Origin of the sequence: Candidatus Photodesmus blepharonis, assembly GCF_000731795.2 — a bacterium.
Classification (GTDB): Bacteria; Pseudomonadota; Gammaproteobacteria; order Enterobacterales; family Vibrionaceae; genus Vibrio; species Vibrio blepharonis.
Genome location: NZ_JGVK01000032.1, coordinates 1 through 20,070 on the forward strand (window position 1 = coordinate 1; position 20,070 = coordinate 20,070).

At 35.1% G+C, this 20,070-nt stretch carries 16 protein-coding genes; 5 read left to right on the plus strand and 11 right to left on the minus strand.

Annotated features, from left to right (window positions below):
- Nucleotides 1-369 precede the first annotated feature (369 nt).
- From CF67_RS04645 to CF67_RS04655, 3 genes are all read left to right on the plus strand, one after another.
- Nucleotides 370-966: a GTP cyclohydrolase II gene (locus CF67_RS04645; RefSeq protein ID WP_034415079.1), complete on the plus strand. Its 597-nt coding sequence runs from the start codon at nucleotides 370-372 to the stop codon at nucleotides 964-966.
- An 86-nt stretch (nucleotides 967-1,052) separates the two neighbouring features.
- Entirely contained in the window at nucleotides 1,053-1,703 is a 651-nt protein-coding gene (locus tag CF67_RS04650) for an MBL fold metallo-hydrolase (protein WP_034415047.1), read from the plus strand.
- Between the two features lie 372 nt (nucleotides 1,704-2,075).
- Nucleotides 2,076-3,848 (plus strand): DEAD/DEAH box helicase, encoded by a 1,773-nt coding sequence (locus CF67_RS04655; RefSeq protein WP_081847437.1) that lies wholly within the window; start codon nucleotides 2,076-2,078, stop codon nucleotides 3,846-3,848.
- Here the strand turns inward: CF67_RS04655 and queC are convergent.
- On the minus strand, nucleotides 3,845-4,558 hold the full coding sequence (gene queC / locus CF67_RS04660; RefSeq protein ID WP_034415049.1) for a 7-cyano-7-deazaguanine synthase QueC: 714 nt from the start codon (nucleotides 4,556-4,558) through the stop codon (nucleotides 3,845-3,847). The genes CF67_RS04655 and queC overlap by 4 nt on opposite strands.
- A gap of 18 nt (nucleotides 4,559-4,576) precedes the next feature.
- The gene (queE, locus tag CF67_RS04665) at nucleotides 4,577-5,245 is read right to left on the minus strand and encodes a 7-carboxy-7-deazaguanine synthase QueE (RefSeq protein ID WP_034415052.1); all 669 of its coding nucleotides are present in this window, start codon (nucleotides 5,243-5,245) and stop codon (nucleotides 4,577-4,579) included.
- Nucleotides 5,246-5,657: 412 nt separating this feature from the next.
- Between queE and CF67_RS04670 the strand changes: the two genes are divergently transcribed.
- Nucleotides 5,658-7,970, plus strand: coding sequence for a methyl-accepting chemotaxis protein (locus tag CF67_RS04670; protein ID WP_034415054.1), 2,313 nt, complete (start codon nucleotides 5,658-5,660; stop codon nucleotides 7,968-7,970).
- Nucleotides 7,971-7,989: 19 nt separating this feature from the next.
- On the opposite strand, the gene CF67_RS04675 is transcribed toward CF67_RS04670, so the two are convergent.
- The 9 genes from CF67_RS04675 to CF67_RS04715 form a co-directional block, all read right to left on the minus strand.
- Nucleotides 7,990-9,051 (minus strand): 3-deoxy-7-phosphoheptulonate synthase, encoded by a 1,062-nt coding sequence (locus CF67_RS04675; protein WP_034415058.1) that lies wholly within the window; start codon nucleotides 9,049-9,051, stop codon nucleotides 7,990-7,992.
- A 334-nt stretch (nucleotides 9,052-9,385) separates the two neighbouring features.
- Nucleotides 9,386-9,739 carry a 50S ribosomal protein L20 gene (gene rplT / locus CF67_RS04680; RefSeq protein ID WP_034415061.1) on the minus strand — a complete coding sequence of 118 codons (354 nt, stop codon included), beginning with the start codon at nucleotides 9,737-9,739 and terminating at the stop codon, nucleotides 9,386-9,388.
- Nucleotides 9,740-9,774: 35 nt separating this feature from the next.
- Nucleotides 9,775-9,969, minus strand: a complete 195-nt coding sequence (gene rpmI, locus CF67_RS04685) for a 50S ribosomal protein L35 (RefSeq protein ID WP_034415063.1) — start codon at nucleotides 9,967-9,969, stop codon at nucleotides 9,775-9,777.
- Nucleotides 9,970-10,071: 102 nt separating this feature from the next.
- Nucleotides 10,072-10,596, minus strand: a complete 525-nt coding sequence (infC, locus tag CF67_RS04690; protein WP_052538146.1) for a translation initiation factor IF-3 — start codon at nucleotides 10,594-10,596, stop codon at nucleotides 10,072-10,074.
- A 30-nt stretch (nucleotides 10,597-10,626) separates the two neighbouring features.
- The gene (thrS, locus tag CF67_RS04695) at nucleotides 10,627-12,555 is read right to left on the minus strand and encodes a threonine--tRNA ligase (RefSeq protein ID WP_034415068.1); all 1,929 of its coding nucleotides are present in this window, start codon (nucleotides 12,553-12,555) and stop codon (nucleotides 10,627-10,629) included.
- Nucleotides 12,556-13,022: 467 nt separating this feature from the next.
- Complete coding sequence (tkt, locus tag CF67_RS04700; protein WP_034415083.1) at nucleotides 13,023-15,014, minus strand: transketolase; 1,992 nt, start codon at nucleotides 15,012-15,014, stop codon at nucleotides 13,023-13,025.
- 49 nt (nucleotides 15,015-15,063) lie between these two features.
- Nucleotides 15,064-16,017, minus strand: coding sequence for a transaldolase (tal, locus tag CF67_RS04705; RefSeq protein WP_034415070.1), 954 nt, complete (start codon nucleotides 16,015-16,017; stop codon nucleotides 15,064-15,066).
- 241 nt (nucleotides 16,018-16,258) lie between these two features.
- The gene (locus tag CF67_RS04710) at nucleotides 16,259-16,696 is read right to left on the minus strand and encodes a hypothetical protein (protein WP_034415073.1); all 438 of its coding nucleotides are present in this window, start codon (nucleotides 16,694-16,696) and stop codon (nucleotides 16,259-16,261) included.
- 11 nt (nucleotides 16,697-16,707) lie between these two features.
- Entirely contained in the window at nucleotides 16,708-18,819 is a 2,112-nt protein-coding gene (locus tag CF67_RS04715) for an LruC domain-containing protein (RefSeq protein WP_034415085.1), read from the minus strand.
- Between the two features lie 261 nt (nucleotides 18,820-19,080).
- Here CF67_RS04715 and folE point away from each other — a divergent pair, with 261 nt between their 5' ends.
- A complete protein-coding gene (gene folE, locus CF67_RS04720) occupies nucleotides 19,081-19,737 on the plus strand; it encodes a GTP cyclohydrolase I FolE (RefSeq protein ID WP_034415076.1) in 657 nt (218 codons plus the stop codon).
- The last annotated feature ends 333 nt before the right edge of the window (nucleotides 19,738-20,070 follow it).

Sequence of the window (20,070 nt, forward strand, 5' to 3'; positions counted from 1 at the left end):
AAAAAAATGGAATGAGAACGGTGTTTCTTAAGAAAGATGACTTGATTAGCGTAACATTACGCACCTAAAAGCATGATCGTCTATAATTCACTGAGAGTTTAATATCTTTAAAATTGTGTAGCTATTTTCTCGTTTGGTTATTGAGCTATGTCTTAAATTCAGTATTAAAAAATGAAGATATCTAATTTTTTAGAGTTACTAAGGTGCTTTGTTTTTTGTTGCTAGTTTTAAAGTGCTATATTATATAAGTTGCTTAATCGTGTAGTTGGATTTAAATATTGAAAATTGTTCAATTTATCCCCATGCTTGGGAGTGGTCGTCTTTGATCGTTAGTAAATACTAAAAATCAGAATTCGAGTGAGTAAAGGTATGGTAGAAGTGCGAGCTAGAGTTGATCTAAAGGTAGGTACTAGGAGTGATATTAATGCTGAAATTTTGTCTTTTAGCGGACTAAAGAGTCAAAAAGAGCATATAGCAGTAATTTTTAAACAAGCCGATCTACGAAACAAGGCTCCTTTGGTACGCATGCATTCAGAATGTTTAACCGGTGATGTTTTTCATTCTTCTCGTTGTGATTGTGGGGAACAATTAGAGGAAACTATTAATAAAATGAGTAAATATGGAGGAATTATTCTATATTTGCGTCAAGAAGGAAGAGGAATTGGTTTATATAACAAGATTGATGCTTATCGATTACAAAGTCAAGGAATGAATACCTATGAAGCAAATAATCATTTGGGTTTTGGTGATGACCTACGCGATTTTACTGAAGCTGCACAAATGCTTAAGGCATTGAATGTTAAGCAAATTCATTTGGTTACTAACAATCCTAAAAAAGTTCGAGAATTAAAAGAAAATGGCATTGCAATCGACGAAGTTGTTAATACTTCTGTGCATGTTAAATCTGGTAATCAAGGCTATTTAAAAGCTAAAATATCTCATGGAAAACACAACTTAAAACTCTAAGAAACAGCTACGATATTTGTTCATCAGTCGATTTGAGTGTGTTTTATAGTGTTACAAGTATTTTTGTTAAGGTTTAGGAAAAAAAGATGTCCATAAAGTATCGCGTCGTTCCAGTTACTTCTTTTTCTCAAAATTGTTCAATTGTTTGGTGTGATGAAACTATGGAAGGGATAGTTATTGATCCTGGTGGAAATGTGGAAAAATTGAGTGTTTTAATTCAAAAGTTGCAAGTTAATGTGCTTTATTTGACGCTTACTCACGGTCATCTGGATCATGTTGGTGGAACAAAAGCACTAGCTGAAGTTTTAGGTGGTGTAGAAATAGTTGGGCCACATAAGGATGATAACTTCTGGCTACGAGGCTTAAAAAATCAAAGTCAAATCTTCAATTTCCCACTAACAGAAGCATTTAAGCCAAATCGATGGCTAACTGATGGTGATCAAATAAAATTTGGGAACCAAGTTTTAGATGTACTGCATACACCAGGACATACGCCAGGGCATGTAGTTTTTTTTAACGAAAACGAAAAATTAGCCTTTGTTGGCGATGTATTATTCAATGGTAGCATTGGTCGCACAGATTTTCCAAAGGGAGACTTTGACGCTCTTATTAATTCAATTAAAATGAAATTGTTACCATTAGGTGACAGCATCCGTTTTGTACCGGGTCATGGTCCTGAATCGACTTTTGGACATGAGCGTAACTCGAATCCATTTTTACACTTAAATAAATTATGAATTGTAATGAGTCTATTTTCAGGTTTCAGGCATTCTATATTGATAAGTAAACTGACCGACATCACTAATACGAAATTAGTGATGTATGTTCTGATGCTCTTCTTTTTCAATCTTTCATCTAAGTATCAGTAGAATTGAAACTGTTTCTGTAATAATCTTTTTGATTTGAGGAAAATTGTGATGTATTTCAATTTTTCCTGGATTTTTCTGTTGATTTAGGGAATAATTCGCCTCCCTAAGTTGTTGTCCCTGCTAGCTTGATTGTGTTTTAACACTATTCCATACCTAAATAAGATCGGCTTTAAATTGGATTAGTATTGGAATTGCTAGAGCATATGGGGCCTTTTATTAACCAATTATAGTGGAATTTCAATGCAAGATTCGGTAATTCAGTTCAATGAACTAGCTTTAAACAATTCTATTCTCTCCGCTTTAGATGGTATGGGATTCGTGTCACCTACTCCTATACAAATTTCAGCGATTCCGCATCTTCTAGAAGGTAAGGATGCACTAGGTAAAGCGCAAACAGGTACTGGAAAAACAGCTGCGTTTTCTCTTCCTTTGCTGAATAAACTAAACCTTAAACAACGTAAACCACAGGCTATTGTTCTCTCACCAACTCGTGAGCTTGCAATACAAGTTGCAGAGGAAATGAAAAATCTTGGAAAAAATATTGAAGGTCTTAAAGTACTCGAAGTTTATGGTGGTGTTTCCATTATAGAACAAGTTCGTGCGCTTAAATTAGGCGCTCATATAATTGTGGGTACTCCTGGCCGTGTTCAAGACCTTATTAATCGTAATTGTCTTTACTTAGATGAAGTTCATACATTTATTCTTGATGAAGCTGATGAAATGCTAAATATGGGATTTGTAGATGATGTAACATGGATCATGGAACATGCACCCAAAACAGCACAACGTGTTATGTTTTCTGCAACTATGCCTCCAATGTTAAAAAAAATTGTTGAGCGCTTTCTACGCAGTCCTAAATATATTGATGTAGCAGGTAAGAACCATGTTGTCGATAAAGTAGAACAAAAATTTTGGGTTGTCAGAGGTATTGAAAAAAATGAAGCTATATCTCGTTTGCTTGAAACTGAACAGTCAGATGCATCAATAATATTTGTTCGTACACGTCAAGATACTGAACGGCTATCTAATTGGCTGAGCGATCGTGACTTTAAGTCATCAGCTTTACATGGCGACATTCCTCAATCTCAACGTGAACGTACAATTAGTAATATTAAACGAGGTGTGATTGATGTGTTGGTTGCAACCGATGTCGTTGCACGTGGGCTTGATATTTCACGTGTTACTCATGTATTTAACTATGATATTCCATTTGATGTTGAATCCTATATTCATCGTATTGGACGTACTGGACGTGCTGGACGTAAAGGTAAAGCGATTCTTTTAGTCCGCACTAATCAGCTACGTATGCTCCGGACTATTGAGCGCGTAACTAAATCTTCTATGGAAGAAATTCAACTTCCTTTACGTGATAAAGTTGCAGAAACTCGCCTAGTTAAGCTGGGTGAAGAACTTGAAATTGATAAGGGAAATAAAACTATTAAAAAATTCGTTGAATTAATCGAAAAATTGCAGAAGTCCTTAAAGATTGATGCAACAACATTGGCAGCGATTCTTTTGAAGCGTCAACAAGGTAGACGTCCATTATTTTATATAGACTCAGATCCAATGGTTGAAGCTATTGAGCGCGATAAGCAACGCCGCAAAGAACGTCGAGATGGAAATCGAGATTTTCGTCGGAATTTACATTCAAAAAACTGGGATACTTATCAATTTCAAGTAGGCCGTGATCAAGGTGTTCAAGTTAAGGATATCGTTGGAGCATTAGCCAATGAACTTGGTTTAACAAAGGGAGCTATTGGTGCTATAAAACTAGCTCAGGGTCAAAGTTATGTCCAATTACCTAAAGCAATGAATTTTGAAATTACGGGCAAACTTCGTAAATTGCGTATTCGACAAAAAGAGGTTTATGCTGTGGTATGCGACTTTAATGGTTTCCGAGATAGTCGTAACTTCCGCGGAACTCGTCGTGATGGAGACTTGCGTAGCAACCGCAATGCTCGACAGAGAAACTACGTAATTGATAAGAGAAAAGTTGGAGTTCCTCGTAATTAAAAATAGAATCTTTTTCTTTTAGAAGAACCAGTTTTTTCAAGATAATTAGCCATAACAAATTCACTGTTTTGCAGATAGCTAAGAAGGCCTGTTTGACGGAGCTTGCAAGCATAGCAGTCCTCGCAACCGTTACCTATGATACCGTTGTAGCATGTAAGGGTTTTATTCCGTATAAAGTTAAAGGTGTTATACTTATGCGCCATCGCCCATATTTCAGCTTTATTGAGCCACATCAACGGTGTTACAATTTTTAAGTTTCGCTCCATTCCATGAACTAGAGCTGAATTTAAAGTTTGTACAAAATTGTTTCGACAATCAGGATACCCAGAAAAATCTGTTTCAGACAGTCCTGTAATAATTGAGTTAACTTCAATCTGATAAGCGTAAATAGCAGCTAAAGTTAAAAACAGGATATTTCGCCCTGGAACAAATGAATTTGGCAAACCATTTTTTTCTGGTTTGTTAGACATAAGGATATCATTTCGAGTTAAGGAGCTAACCGCTAATTCATTTAAAATGGCAACGTCTATTAATCTGTGTGACGTTACGTTGAGCTCTTTCGCTAAATTTTGTGCTACCTCGGTTTCTAGCTTATGTCTTTGCCCATAATTAAAAGTAATTGTGTGAACCTCATCAAATTCTTCAAGGGCCGCGATCAAGCAAGTTGTGGAGTCTTGTCCGCCACTAAATACAACAATTGCTTTTTTCATTTCATGTTTTTGTCTTTATTAAGGAATATTTAAATATTTATGAGTTTGAACAGATAGCTTCCAATTACGTTGTATGCATATTTCGATGCATAATTTAGTAGCACGTATGTTTTGACTCATAGGTTGTAGTGCAATAACAGTATTTTCATTTATGTTAGTTTCAGAGAGCAGCCTGTCTAAAATTTCAATATCCCTTCGTGTTTTAACTAAGTGTTTAATTTCATTAGCTCGACATAAAGCAGCATTTGTTACAGTAAGTCCTTGCTTCTTGGAAACTTTCGGTGAAACTGTTACCCATGTCATCTTAGAAGTTAATATTTCTGATGTGCCACTTGTTTCTATCTGGCAACGACATCCTATTTCTTCAAATTTTTCAGAAAGAGGGCGCAGATCGTAAATACAAGGTTCACCGCCCGTAATCACAATATGTTTAGAAAAAAAACCCTGCTTACGGTACGCTTCAACGATTTCTTGAGATGAAGAAGCGCACCAAGTTGAACTCCCTTTAGGTTTTGTTGAAATTTCATTTAATGTTCGTTCATTTTTAGGAGAGGCATCCCAAGTTTGCTTAGTATCACACCAAGTACATCTTACTAGACATTTCTGAAATCTAATAAAAACAGATGGAGTGCCAGTAAAATGACCTTCCCCTTGTATGGTCTCAAATATTTCATTAATTGTATACAACTTATATCGCTCAAGTATTCCAACATATGAAAAAAGAATTGTATTTGACTAGTACTTAAAATTTTTCACATATAATTAAAAATTATAATTACATTGATTTTTTTATGAAATCTGAAAGTGTAAAATTAAAATATCTCCATAAACTTAATGCTGTTCATAAAATACAGTTATTTATATTAAATAAAATCTGCGCTTAAAAAAAGATTTTGTTTTAATTTAAATAATAGAAAGAGTGTATTAGAAATATAATTCATAAATCAGATCTTTTAGAGAGGTTGCTCTGAAATGTTTAATTTGTATAAGAGAAGTTGTTTTTTAAAAAATCGAAAATGAAACACTGTCAATTTAATTGTTGTAAGCTATAATTCGTGGGAAGTAACGTCGTCGACACTAGAATTATAAGGTCGGAATTATGAAAATTGCAACTAAAATGATTGTTGCTTGTACGATGCTTTGTACGTTTGGTGTCGTTGTTTGTGGTGGTTTTATAGGTTGGAAGGCTTCCAATTTATCAGAAAAGGCATTTTACCAGCGTGTTTCCAACCAGCTGATTTCGATTCGTGAAATGAAAAAAAACGAGATTGAGCATTATTTTGAGCAAACTCATTTTCAATTAGAAACATTAGCTGATGATGTAGCAATTCAAGAAGCCATGCAAAAATTTAAAGTGGCGTTTGAGCACTATCCAATAGATCAAGTTTCGCAATCTGATAAAGAAGAGCTAAAGAATTACTACTCATTTCAATTTGGTTCTCTTTACAGAAAAACCAATATAGGTCTATCAGAAAAAGCGATAGATCACTACAATCAACTTTCTGATATAGGTAAAGCTCTTCAGGCACGATATATTGGAGTAAACTCTAATGCTATAGGCAAAAAACACTTCCTGAAAGCAGACTCGTTAAATAATAAGTATGATCTGGTACACAAAAAATTCCATCCAGCAATGAAACACTTTTTGGAAGCGTTTGGTTACTACGATATATTTCTTGTTGACTTAGATGGCAACATTGTTTACTCAGTATTTAAAAAGCTAGATTTTGCAACGAATCTACATTCAGGACCCTACAATAATAGCGGAATATCCAATGCTTTTAAGCGTGCTCTTAATAAGAGTGTAGGTCAATTTCATTTAGAAGATTTTTCTCCTTACTATCCTTCTTATGAAGCACTTGCGTCCTTTATGGCTACGCCAATTTTTGAACAAGGTCAAAAATTAGGTGTATTGATATTTCAAATGCCAGTGGATAGAATCAATGATCTAATGACTTTTAACGGAAACTGGGAGTCTTCTGGTTTAGGTTCAAGTGGAGAAAGTTATCTAATTGGATCGGATAAGTTACTTCGTAGCCAATCTCGATTGTTAACTGAAAATCCTGAGGATTACTTCGTTAATTTAGCTAAGGTAGGAATTAATGAAAATATAATTAAGCAAATTCGATTTAAAAAGTCCGCAGTTGGTCAACAGACCATTGATTCAAAGACAGCTAATAGGGCAATTTCTGGGCAAGATGGTATTGATTTAGTACTAAATTATCAAGGGAAAAGCGTTTTATCTGCTTATGCGCCAATCAATGCTGCTGGATTGAAATGGGCAATACTTACGGAAATTGATGAAAAAGAGGCACTGAAAGATGTGCAAGTTTTGATTGATTCCGTATTAATAAATGTTCTTATTTCCATTTTTGTTATCGTAATTTTTTCCGTATTATTTTCTTATTTTGTCGGGACGAGTATTTCCAAACCTATACGCATTGCTTCTAAAAAAGTTAAAAAAATTAGTAAAAACAATAACTTAAAAGATCGTTTAGAAATACATGGGGAAGATGAAATTGCAAATCTTGCCCTCGCACTTAATGCTTTACTTGAGCATTTACAGAGTACGATCAAGCAATTCTCTCATACAATAAATACCCTTCATACTAATATCAACTCTATATCTAACAATATGAATAGTACTCGCCATTCAGTTAGCAAACAAAATCGCCGTGCAGAATCAGTAGTAGTAGCAGCTAACGAAATGAGTGTATCTATTGTAGAAGTCTCTCGATTTGCAAACAAAGCAGCTGAATATGCTAAAGAAGCCAATAAAACAGGCACTCAAGGTGTAAATGTCGGTAAAACATTGGGTGATGAAATTCGACAACTAAGTGCACAAATGCAAACTGCCGTAGAAGCAATTTTTCGATTACACAATGAAACAAATTCTATTGCTGAAGTTTTAGATGTTATTCAGGGAATTGCTGAACAAACTAATTTGCTTGCTTTGAATGCTGCGATAGAAGCGGCTAGAGCTGGAGAGCAAGGGCGTGGTTTCGCAGTAGTAGCAGATGAGGTTCGTTCGCTTGCTGGTCGAACACAATCTTCAACTGAAGAAATCAGAGTTAAAATTGAATCTTTGAAAAAAGAAACGGATAGTGTTTCTGAAGGTATAAAAAACGCGAATAAAACCGTTATACAAGGTGTAGGAATTTGCAGTGAAAATACTGAAATGATCACACAAATTGTATCTATGCTAAATGAAATAAATACAATGAACATTCAAATTGCAGCAAGAACAGAGGAACAAAAAGTGGTAATTGAAGATATAAATGGCAGTATTGTATCTATCGCAGATGCTTCATCTGCCGTATCTGAGCAAGTGAATAGTGTTGATAGTGTTTTGCAAACGTTGTCAGATGAAGCAAAAAATTTGAATTGTGAAATAGCACGATTTAAGTATTAAGAGTTACCTTAAGATTTGACTATTTTAAGTGGCAGTAGGCTTTCATCGCTCTGGCTAACATTTTTAACATAAGGATAGTATCCTCCCATCCGAGACAAGGATCAGTAACTGATTGACCATAGGTAAGATTTTCTAAATCCTTTATTGATTGATTGCCTTCTTTAAGGAAGCTTTCGGCCATAATTCCAGCTATGTAACCTTTGCCTGACTGAATTTGTTTACAAATATTCTGGGCTACGGTGAGCTGACTACTATGCTCGTTTTTGCAATTAGCATGACTAAAATCAATGACTAAACGCTGCGGTAAATTTAATTCAGAAAGTTGTTTGCAAACATTTTCTACAGATTCAGAATCGTAATTCGGAGCAGTTTTTCCACCACGTAAAATCACATGACCATATGGATTGCCATTAGTACGATAAACCGTCATACGACCGTTTCTATTTGGTGAATAAAAATAGTGAGAAACACGAGAAGCACGAATAGCATCTATGGCAATTTTAATATTACCGTTGGTACCATTTTTAAATCCAATAGGACAAGATAACGCCGAAGCCATTTCTCGATGTAGTGGAGATTCTGTTGTTCTAGCACCAACAGCACCCCAGCTAATTAGATCGGCAATGTAATGACTGGTTATCATATCCAAAAATTCAGTCGCTGCAGCAAGACCAAGTTGATTGATATCAAGCAATAATTTACGTGCTTTTTTTAAACCTGTTTCTAACGCGTATGAACCATCTAAGTTTGGATCAGCGATTAATCCCTTCCAACCAATGACTGTACGTGGTTTTTCAAAATAAGTACGCATTACTATAAGTAATTGATTTTTATGTTTTTTTTGAATTGGAAATAATTTATGTGCATAATCAAGCGCAGCTTCTGTATCGTGTACTGAACAAGGGCCTATAATTACAATAAGCCTCCTATCTTTTCCAGTGAGGATATTTTCAACCTGTTGACGAAATTGAGCTACGTGTTTAATAATCTCATGAGTAACGGGGTATTTATTTATTACTTCATCTGGTGTTGGAATCAAACCTAGAGCATGGATCCTAAATCCACCAGTTTCTTGCAGCATGATAACGACCTCATTATTATAGCACTTAGGAAAGATAACGGAATTAGATATCGAAATAAACACTTATCGTAGCATATGTCATTCGAAATGAAAATTTTTGTATAGTGTGCATAGAACTATATATTCGATGAAAAATATCGCGTTTCAAAGCGTACTTTTCTTAATTTGGATTTTAAAAGAGATTTAATTGGGACTATAGACTTTATCCACAAAAACAGTGGATAAAGTTTTGGATAACTTGATTGGCTGTTAATTATTCAATATATATGAAAACGGAAAGAAATAAGGAAAGATAGAAAACCTATCCTTATTTCAAATATGAATTAATGCAAACTTAAAGTACTGCTTTAGCTTTTTGGATTAAGATAGCAAATGTACTTTTGTCAAATACAGCAATATCAGCAAGAATTTTCCGATCGATTTCAACAGATGCTTTTTTAAGACCGCTAATGAATCGACTGTAAGACAAACCACTTTGTCGAGAAGCAGCATTAATACGTGTAATCCATAGTTGGCGAAATTGACGTTTTTTGTTTCGCCGATCGCGATAAGCATACTGACCAGCCTTAATAACCGATTGTAAAGCTACTCGGTAAACGCGCGAACGTGCTCCATAGTAACCTTTGGCCTGCTTGAGAATCTTTTTATGACGTGCACGAGAACGTACACCACGTTTTATACGGGGCATTAGTATTTTTCTCTCTCTATTAATCTAGCTTAGTGCTAAGCATATGGCATCATACGCACGATAGAAGCTGACTCACATTTTGGAAGAATTGCATTTGGACGTAATTGACGCTTATTCTTAGTCGTACGCTTAGTTAAAATATGACGCTTTGTAGCGTGCTTATATTTAATACCAGCAGCTGTCTTCCTAAAACGTTTAGCAACACCTTTGTTACTTTTCATTTTTGGCATAAAGCAACCCCCTTTATTATAGAACTTTTTAAATCACAGGAAGAATAGAAAATAAGCTGCATAATAGTGTGGAACCATTGCTCACAAACGTTCATTCTTTCTTTACCTTCTTTTAGGCGCCAAGACCATTATCATTTGACGAGCCTCTATTCGAGTTGGGAAAGATTCTACAATGGCTAAATTTTTCGTATCTTCTTTAAGACGATTCAAAACGTTTACACCAATATCCTGATGAGCCATTTCACGTCCACGAAATCGAACCGTTACCTTCACCTTATTACCATTCACTAAAAAACGCACCAAACTGCGTAGTTTCACTTGATAATCTCCGATATCAGTTCCAGGACGAAACTTTACTTCTTTAACTTGGATCTGTTTCTGTTTTTTCTTTTGTTCTTTGGCTGCTTTACTTTTTTCAAAAAGATACTTACCGTAGTCCATTATGCGACAAACTGGTGGTTCAGCGTTAGGACTAATCTCAACAAGATCCATAGCAGCCTCCAAAGCCCTTTCTAAAGCCTCATTGAAAGAAACTATACCTATAGCTTGACCATCAATCCCTGTTAAACGAACCTCACGAATACCACGAATATCACGGTTTAAACGATGCTGATTCTGTTTGGCCATCTGTTGACCACGTCTTCCGCCTTTAATAGCTTATCCCTCCAGGTTTAGCTTACGAGTAAAAATTTCGGTTTGAATGTGAGAAATAAAATCATCCACCTTAAATTTACCGAGATTTTTATTGGTACGAGTGCGAACTGAAACTTCTTCAGTTTCCATCTCTTTCTGACCGCAAATTAACATATATGGTACTCGTTTGAGAGTATGTTCGCGGATTTTAAAGCCAATCTTCTCATTTCTCAAGTCCGCTTTAGTTCTAATTCCTTTTTTTTGTAACTTTTTTGTGATTTTTTGAGTGTAACCTAGCTGTTTATCAGTAATGTTGATAACTACAACTTGCTCTGGTGCTAGCCATGTTGGGAACATACCAGCATACTCTTCTATCAATATTCCAATAAAACGTTCTAGTGAACCTAAAATAGCACGGTGGATCATAACAGGAGTTAATCGCTCATTCTTTTCATTAACGTAAATAGCACCTAATCGGCTTGGCAAATTAAAATCAAGTTGTATTGTACCACATTGCCATGCACGATCTAAAGAATCGTACAACGTAAATTCAATTTTAGGCCCATAGAATGCTCCCTCTCCATTTTTGATAGTATACGGAATATTCATTGTTTTAAGAGAACATGTTAACGCTTCTTCTGATTGATCCCAAATAGCATCATTTCCTACACGTTTTTTCGGACGAGTAGAAAGCTGTACTACAACTTTGCTAAAACCAAACGTTTCATATGAATCATAGATAATTTTAATGCAATTTATAACTTCTGTTTGAATTTGTGCTTCCGTACAAAAGATATGAGCATCATCTTGAGTAAAACTACGAGCACGCATAATACCATGCAACGCTCCAGACGGTTCATTGCGGTGACACGAACCAAATTCTGCTAAACGAAGAGGGAGGTCACGATAAGATTTAAGACCTTGATTAAAAATCTGTATATGACCTGGACAGTTCATAGGCTTAATCGCATATTCACGATTTTCAGAGGCAGTTGTAAATATTTCATCCATGTATTTGTCATAATGACCGGAGCGCTCCCAAAGAATACGGTCCATCATTAGTGGACCTTTGACCTCTTGGTAGCCATATTCTGTTAATTTTTCGCGAATAAAATTTTCTAGAACACGGAATATAGACCAACCATTATAATGCCAAAAAACCATTCCAGGTGCTTCTGATTGCATATGGAATAAATCTAAGTGTCTGCCAATTTTTCTATGATCACGTTTGTTCGCTTCTTCGATATGAACGAGATGTTTTTTTAGTGTTTTTTCATCATGAAAAGCGGTACCGTAAATACGTTGTAACATCTTTTTATTGTTGTTACCACGCCAGTATGCACCGGCGATATTTAATAACTTGAAGTGATAGCAGAATCCTACATGAGGAACGTGTGGACCAGGACACATATCGACGTATTCTTCGTGATAGTATAGAGTCAGGAGATCGTTTTTATTAATGTTTTCGTCCAAGATTTCTATCTTATAAATTTCAGCCCTGCTTTCAAATATACTACGCGCTTCTCTCCAGCTAATTTTTTTCTTAATAACTGGATATCTTGTTTCCGCTAATTCTTTCATGCATTTTTCTATTTTTTCTAAGTCTTTTTCGGTTAAGGAATCCTCTACGTCAACGTCGTAGTAAAATCCGTTATTGATCGTAGGACCTATCGCCATTTTTGCTCGTGGATATATTGTTTTAATTGCATGACCTAACAGATGTGCGCATGAATTTCGGACAATCTCTAGACTATCCATTTCGTTTTTGATCGTAATAATTTCAAGATTTGTATCTTTTTCAATTAAATCATAGACATCAACAAGATTTCCATCAATACGACCAGCAAGAGTAATTTTGGCAAAATTCTCACTAATGGTTCGAGCAATTTGTAGGATTGAAACAGGGTTATCAAATTGAAGTTGACTACCGTCAGTAAGATTAATAAGAGGCATTTTCTATCCTTTAAAATATTTTAAACACTGGGCAAAGCTTGTTTAACTAAACTAATCCAGTCTTAAGCTTGTGATACCAGAATGAAAATGTTAGCGGATCTTGCAGCTGACTCAATCATCGTAATTTTGTACAGTAAAATTCATTACGAAATGATTTTATGAAGTCTTAAAGAATTGTTTGAGTATCCTAATAGCTGAACGAATCCAAACTATATCCAAATAATCGTATCGATTTTAAAATTAGATCCTAATAAAACACCCATAATAGTAATCGGAGCAATAAATTGATGATACAATCTCATACCTGACATTGCTGAACTCCTCTCAGGATGCTGTTTGAGAAGGTTTAAAACATCCCATATTTTAGTCAGTTAAAGCAAAAGACCAAGAACATCTTAAAATACTAAAAACGAATACAAAAGCATAAACAGTAAAGTAACAATTATCTTCAACTAAATTCAGAAGAATTATGCAAGCATTTCCTTTGCTACATTTATTACATTTTTGCTAGTAAATCCAAATATCTTGAATAAATCACTTGCGGGTGCTGATGTGCCAAACGTACTCATCCCGATTACTCTACCATCAAATCCAACATATTTGTACCAAAAATCTGCAATACTTGCTTCAATAGCAATACGCGCTGTTATCTTGGAAGGAAGTACTGCTTCTCGATACTCCAAATTTTGTTTATCGAACACATCTGTTGCTGGCATTGAAACAACACGAATTTTTTTCCCTTCACTATTTAATTGCATTGCAGCTTCTATTGCTATTTGTATTTCTGAACCTGTTGCAATAAGGATGAGTTCTGGTTCACCAATACAATCCTTTAAGATATAGCCACCCATGGCTATGTTAGAAATTTGTTCAGAAGTACGCTCTTGCTGCACTAAGTTTTGACGAGATAAAATTAACGATGTCGGACCATCTTTTCGTTCAATTGCTAATTTCCAAGCAACTGCAGACTCAACTTGATCACATGGACGCCACGTGCTCATATTTGGAGTTAAACGCAATGATGCTATTTGTTCAATAGGTTGATGAGTTGGTCCATCTTCCCCGAGTCCAATAGAATCATGGGTGTATACTTGTATGTTTTGAATTTTCATTAGTGCAGCCATACGCATGGCATTACAAGCATATTCCATGAATACTAAAAAAGTCGCGCCATATGGTATAAAACCACCGTGTAATGCTATGCCGTTTATTACAGCTGTCATACCAAATTCACGTACACCATAGTGGATGTAGTTTCCTGAAGCATCATCAAAAGAGATAGCCTTAGAACCTGACCACATAGTCAAATTAGAAGGCGAAAGGTCAGCAGAACCACCTATAAACTCTGGTAGTATTTCTCCAAATTCTTCTATCATATTTTGTGATGCTTGACGTGATGAAACATTTTTAGGATTAGCTTGAAAATTTGCAATGATTCTGTTGGTTCGCTCTTCCCAATTAATTGGTAACTGACCCTTTATACGACGTTTGAACTCCAATGATAAATTTGGATATTCTATCTCATAAGAGGTAAATTTATCATTCCATTCTTTTTCATAAGCTGCTCCCATTTTTTTGAAATTCCATTCAGCGTAAATTTCCGACGGAATTTCGAAAGGAGCATATTGCCAATCAAGCTTTTTGCGCACAGCTGCAATTTCTTTTACACCTAATGGCGATCCATGACAATGAGAAGAACCAGCTTTGTTGGGTGAACCAAAACCAATAATAGTTTTTGCACAAATCAAAGTGGGACGAATGATTTCAGCTTTAGCTGCTTTAATTGCGTTGTTTATGATTTCAGGATCATGGCCATCGATCGTTGAAATTACATGCCATCCATACGCTTCAAAACGCTTTGGGGTATCATCAGAAAACCAATTTTTTACCTTACCATCAATAGAAATTCCATTATCATCCCAAAAAACTATTAATTTGCTAAGACCTAATGTACCTGCTAGAGAACAGGCTTCGTGAGAAATTCCCTCCATAAGGCAGCCATCTCCTATGAATACGTAAGTAAAATGATCAACAATATTGTATCCTTCTTTATTAAATTGAGCTGCTAAATTTTTTTCAGCTAGAGCTATACCTACCGCATTAGCGATTCCTTGTCCTAATGGACCAGTTGTAGTTTCAATACCAACACAACCATATTCTGGATGACCAGGTGTTTTAGAATGTAATTGTCGAAAATTTTTTAGATCATCAAGTGTGAGCGCATAGCCCGTTAAGTGAAGCAAAGAGTATACTAACATCGATCCATGACCGTTAGATAAAATGAAACGATCACGATTTATCCACATTGGATTAGCTGGATTATGTTTTAGGTGAGATCGCCAAAGAACTTCAGCAATGTTCGCCATACCCATTGGTGCACCTGGATGACCAGAGTTAGCTCGTTGTATACTATCCATACTCAAAGCACGAATAGCGTTGGCTAAATGTTTTCGGTTCATGTTGTATTCCAAAAAAATAGAAAAGTGAAAAAAGATTTTTAATAAATTATTAAATTCTAGTTGCAATCATTGCTTCTAGCTTATTTTGATCAATCGCAAAATTACGGATACCTTCAGCTAATTTTTCTACTGCCATAGGATTTTGGTTATGTTCCCATAGAAATTCAGAATGGGTCATTGCATTAGGCGTATTTTTTTGAGTGAATTTTGGTTCAATTAATTTCTGGATAACTTCGCCTTCTTCAGCCTTAAGTTGTGCTAAAAATTTAGGAGAAATAGTGAGACGGTCACAACCTGCAAGCTCGAGTATTTCTTCAATATTACGAAAACTTGCTCCCATAATAAGAGTTTTATAGCCGTAATTTTTGTAGTAATTGTAAATTTTTGAAACAGATGAGACACCTGGATCCTCTTGAACTTGAAAATTACGGCCCTCTTTTTCCTTATACCAATCCATAATTCGACCAACAAAAGGTGAAATTAGAAATACGCCAGCTTCAGCGCATATACGTGCTTGAGCAAAGGAGAACACAAGAGTTAGATTACAATTAATACCTTCTTTTTCAAGAATTTTAGCAGCGCAAACACTTTCCCAAGTAGCAGCTAACTTAATAAGAATGCGATTACTTGGAACATTTGCATCATTGTACATTTTGATTAATTTACGAGCCTTATCTACGCTATCTTTTGTATCATAGGAGAGGCGAGCATCTATTTCGGTAGAAATACAACCTGGAATTATTTTAAGAATTTCTTTACCGATATTGATAGAAATCACATCACAAGCATCGCTCACTTGTTGTGCTTTGTTGTTGCTTTGAGCTTTAGCATGCTCAATAGCTCGATTAATTAGCGGCGCATACGCTTTAACTTGAGCTGCTTTAAGAATTAAAGAAGGGTTAGTAGTTGCTTCTTCTGGTTGATATTTTTTAATTTCTTCAATTTCACCGGTATCTGCTACTAAAGTTGTAATTTTACGAAGTTGCTCTAATTTATTATTCATATCCATCGTCCTATTTTTGAAGCTAAGGTACGAAAAAAGATTCGCTTACGTATTCTAAAGGAAAAATCTCCATCTACAACAAACAGCCATAACTAATTCAAATATTCTTATGTAATTATACATGTATTTTGGATATATACTTTAACGCTCGAATTATTACAATGCAGTTTTATCTAAACAGATTTTCAAAAAATTGTTCAGTGAGCAAGATCTATCCAACAATAATTATAAAATAAAGCTTTTACCATACCCAACTATTTTGTGAGGTAGTAAATTTGTGTTGAATTGGAGTTAACCCGTCGTAAAACCAAACTTCAGCCAATGCGGATGTTTGTAAGTCTGTTATGTAAAATTTTAGCGTTTTTTTACCGTTCTCTAAAGAAGCGGATATAATTCGACTGTTGAAGTTCGGTATATAACTTCCATCTTCAGCTGTAAAAAAATCTCCGTATACTGACAAGTATGCTCGCTGTGTTGAATAAGCACTGATATCAACATCAAAATTATATTCTAGGATCGCGTGATAATTAAATCCATCTGGAACGATAAGATCAGAGATCGCTCTATTTGTAATTTCTGATTTCTCGGACGAAAAAGTGACCAATTCTTCTGGTTCTATATCAGCGTTACAGCCTATAAGAAATGCTATAAAGATAAACGTAATCCACTTAATTTTCATAGTTATAACTCTTATGGTTGATAAAGTTGATTGGCTACAGCATTACTTTCTAAGTACCAATTTTGTTTTTTTTGTCCTCCTGACTCAGCATAGGCAGCAAAATTAGGATAAGCAGTAACTAAATCAACTCGTTCTTGAGGCCACTTCCACTCGTTATTTATGATTAAAGCCCAAGGTAAGTTTTCTGCTGTTTTAAAATATCTACCTTCGCTAGGATTACTACTATCCACGCCAATTCCAAACAAATTTAGATAATCAAATTTTTCAGTGGGTGCTTGATCTGCAACATGCACTTCCAATTTTCGTCCTGGCTGAAAAATGATTCCATCACCATGATAATGGCCAGGTGTTGAAAAAATAAAAGGATTATAGGGCATACTCATTAATTGTGATGTATCAGCGTCTTCATGAGTAAAAATATGAAGTTCAAAGGAAAACTTAAGTGTTTCTTGACAGCTTTGTTGAGTACGAAAATACTCACAATTTTCAGAAAGGACGTCAGACATATCCTCTGAAACTATAAAAATTGCTTCATCAGATAGGGTTTCTAACCCGTTTGACTCTTGTAGGATACCATTATGCTTCATCAATGTTAACGAATTATCAATGTCAGTACGATTAAGTCCAGCAAGCCGAATAGCAAAACCGTTACGATAACTTGCACCATACGCAGCTAGGTATCCTTGTATGATAGAAGATTTTACCTTACCATCTTTCAATGATTCAGTTACACGATAACGGACAACAAGATCATTCATATCATAATCAGCTGTATATGGCCAGTTGTCTTCAAACGCTACAGTGATATAACCAGATTCGTTAGGGTAATGGCGTATTGCAAAACCATCATTAGTAATCAGAAGCGTGTGATCTTCAACTTCTCCTTTTTGCGCCCCTCCAAAAAAATCTATGCCTGTTTGATCACTGAAACGAAAGCGACTCCAAGTTGATCCCGTAGCAATGTTATATGGTACTGCAAGAAGCAAAGAATTATTGCCTGATAAAAGGTAGGTGTCTGAGAATACTTTTTCTCCAGAATCTTTAAAATCGCCATCTTTGTTCCAGTCAATCCATGCAGAAAGATATCCTGATCTAGAGGCTTGAACAGAAATTATAGAATTCATTCCAGGTTCAATCGCAGTCACAAAGCCAACACCATCCTCATCTAACTCACCAACTTTATTGTCGTTTAATGGAGGCAGTGATCCATCTTTTTCACCATCCGGAGGTAGTAATCCAAGATAGAACTCAGAGCCAATACCATGTCTAGGACCATTTGACTCAAGCAATGTTGAATAGCTGTTTGGAGCATCGCCAAAATCTATAGTTGAATCCTGATTAATAATAGGAGCGTTAGCACAACGTGCTCCATCATTCTGGCTAGAACTTGGCCCATAAGAAAAAACATCTGCTTTAATTGATTGGTGATTAATGTTGCTAGGATCAGCTAAATTAATCCGGAAAATATAACCATCATCATTGCGTGAAATATAATAATAGCCATTTGAATCAAAATAACCTGCACCGAATGTTCCTGTTATTCCAACATTACCTAGATACTTTTCTCCACCAATTTGAGTATCGAATTCATAAAGTCCACCAGTGTTATTGTCTACACCATATAGTTTTCCATTAATAGGGTGAAAAGCAAAATCTGTTAAAGCTACTGTCGCAGTGGTAGTAATTGTCTCAATGATCAAATTTGCTGATGGATCAAAATCTAACGGATATAAACTAATTTTGAATAAACCTTTATTTTGATAGTATAAATATAGGACATGCTCATAAATGTCTCCAACAAAGAAGATATGATTGGGTAATCCTGTTACATTTAAATTCTCTACTTGGAAATGTTTTCCAAGGCGAACAATTTGAAAATTAGTTGTATCATAACCATAAATGTAACGATCTTTTTCATTAAAGCCTACTGAGTTTATGTTTCCGTTTATCCCTGTTTCTTCGGCTAGGATAGTAGTTTCCCCGGTGACTAAGTTTACACCGTAAACTTGAACTGGATTACCTTGAAACAAATAGGCTTCGCTAGGACAAGTTTCAAATGGTATTATAGAAAAAGATTTTGTGGAGGCTAATAGTATAAAACTCAGTGCAATGAATTTATTCATGACATATTTCTCTGATATATAGATTTCTACTTCTAATGGATACAAAAAACTTGCCATTAATAAGTTTCTTTTAAAAACAATATGATAATGGCAATATGACTGTCGAAAAATATAGTTTTTCAGATTGAGTCTCAGAATAAAATAATAAAATATAGATGTTTTAGTCTCAATAAATCTACAAAAGATATTGGTATCGTTATCTATAAATCAGGGTATGCTCACTTTATCTCTCAGGAGAAACCATTTGGAAGCAAGGAAAAAATGTTAAATCTCAGTGAATCTGCAAAACTAGTAAAGGATGCACTAGAACGTCGAGGACTAGAAACACCTATATCCTCCAAGAATAAAATAGGTCGTAAAGAGAAAAAAGAAAGGATTGAATATCACATACGTAAAATTCTTTCGATTTTAGAATTAAATATTATTGATGATAGTCTCGAGAAAACACCATACCGTGTTGCAAAAATGTATGTTGACGAAATATTTTCTGGTCTAAACTATCAAAATTTTCCTAAAATCACTATTATTGAAAATAAAATGAACGTTAATGAGATGATTTGTGTTAAAGATATAACTTTAACCAGTACATGTGAACACCATTTCGTAACAATTGATGGAAAAGCTGCTTTGGCTTATATACCAAGAAACAAGCTTATCGGACTTTCTAAAATAAATCGTATTGTTCGTTTTTTTGCTCAACGCCCTCAGATACAAGAACGTATGACACAACAAATTCTAGTTGCTCTACAGGTATTGCTGGGATCCGATGATGTTGCTGTTAGCATTAAGGCTTCACATTATTGTGTTAAGTCACGTGGAGTAACAGATTCAACAAGTCAGACGATTACTAGAGCACTTGGTGGGATTTTTAAAAGCAATTCATCAACTCGTTGCGAGTTCCTAGATGCAATCCATTAGTACGTATTATATATATTATGTTAAATTCTAAGTGAGTGTCAAAATAACACTCGTAGAACAAAAACAGAATTTTCGTTGTTTCGTTTTTTTGTGTGCTCTTACATTAGCAGCCTTAATGTTTTTAGACATAAAATCTGTTTTTTATTATATAAAACAAATAGATCGGGTGATTTTGTCATTTATTGAAGTGATTCTTTATATGTAATGATTATACCTTTCTTTTAAAAATACTTACATGAATCACTTGCAGTGGAATAAGTTGATGTTTATCAGGTCATGATAAGTAATTCGTCTCGTTTTATAACGATACAAGTTATATATACCTTAGCCTTA

Bases quoted from the DNA above. Each gene is read 5' to 3' on its own strand.
- CF67_RS04645 (WP_034415079.1), top strand. From the start codon at position 370: ATGGTAGAAGTGCGAGCTAGAGTTGATCTAAAGGTAGGTACTAGGAGT.
- CF67_RS04650 (WP_034415047.1), top strand. From the start codon at position 1,053: ATGTCCATAAAGTATCGCGTCGTTCCAGTTACTTCTTTTTCTCAAAAT.
- CF67_RS04655 (WP_081847437.1), top strand. From the start codon at position 2,076: ATGCAAGATTCGGTAATTCAGTTCAATGAACTAGCTTTAAACAATTCT.
- queC (WP_034415049.1), bottom strand. From the start codon at position 4,558: ATGAAAAAAGCAATTGTTGTATTTAGTGGCGGACAAGACTCCACAACT.
- CF67_RS04670 (WP_034415054.1), top strand. From the start codon at position 5,658: ATGAAAATTGCAACTAAAATGATTGTTGCTTGTACGATGCTTTGTACG.
- CF67_RS04675 (WP_034415058.1), bottom strand. From the start codon at position 9,051: ATGCTGCAAGAAACTGGTGGATTTAGGATCCATGCTCTAGGTTTGATT.
- rplT (WP_034415061.1), bottom strand. From the start codon at position 9,739: ATGCCCCGTATAAAACGTGGTGTACGTTCTCGTGCACGTCATAAAAAG.
- rpmI (WP_034415063.1), bottom strand. From the start codon at position 9,969: ATGCCAAAAATGAAAAGTAACAAAGGTGTTGCTAAACGTTTTAGGAAG.
- infC (WP_052538146.1), bottom strand. From the start codon at position 10,596: ATGGCCAAACAGAATCAGCATCGTTTAAACCGTGATATTCGTGGTATT.
- thrS (WP_034415068.1), bottom strand. From the start codon at position 12,555: ATGCCTCTTATTAATCTTACTGACGGTAGTCAACTTCAATTTGATAAC.
- tkt (WP_034415083.1), bottom strand. From the start codon at position 15,014: ATGAACCGAAAACATTTAGCCAACGCTATTCGTGCTTTGAGTATGGAT.
- tal (WP_034415070.1), bottom strand. From the start codon at position 16,017: ATGAATAATAAATTAGAGCAACTTCGTAAAATTACAACTTTAGTAGCA.
- CF67_RS04710 (WP_034415073.1), bottom strand. From the start codon at position 16,696: ATGAAAATTAAGTGGATTACGTTTATCTTTATAGCATTTCTTATAGGC.
- CF67_RS04715 (WP_034415085.1), bottom strand. From the start codon at position 18,819: ATGAATAAATTCATTGCACTGAGTTTTATACTATTAGCCTCCACAAAA.
- folE (WP_034415076.1), top strand. From the start codon at position 19,081: ATGTTAAATCTCAGTGAATCTGCAAAACTAGTAAAGGATGCACTAGAA.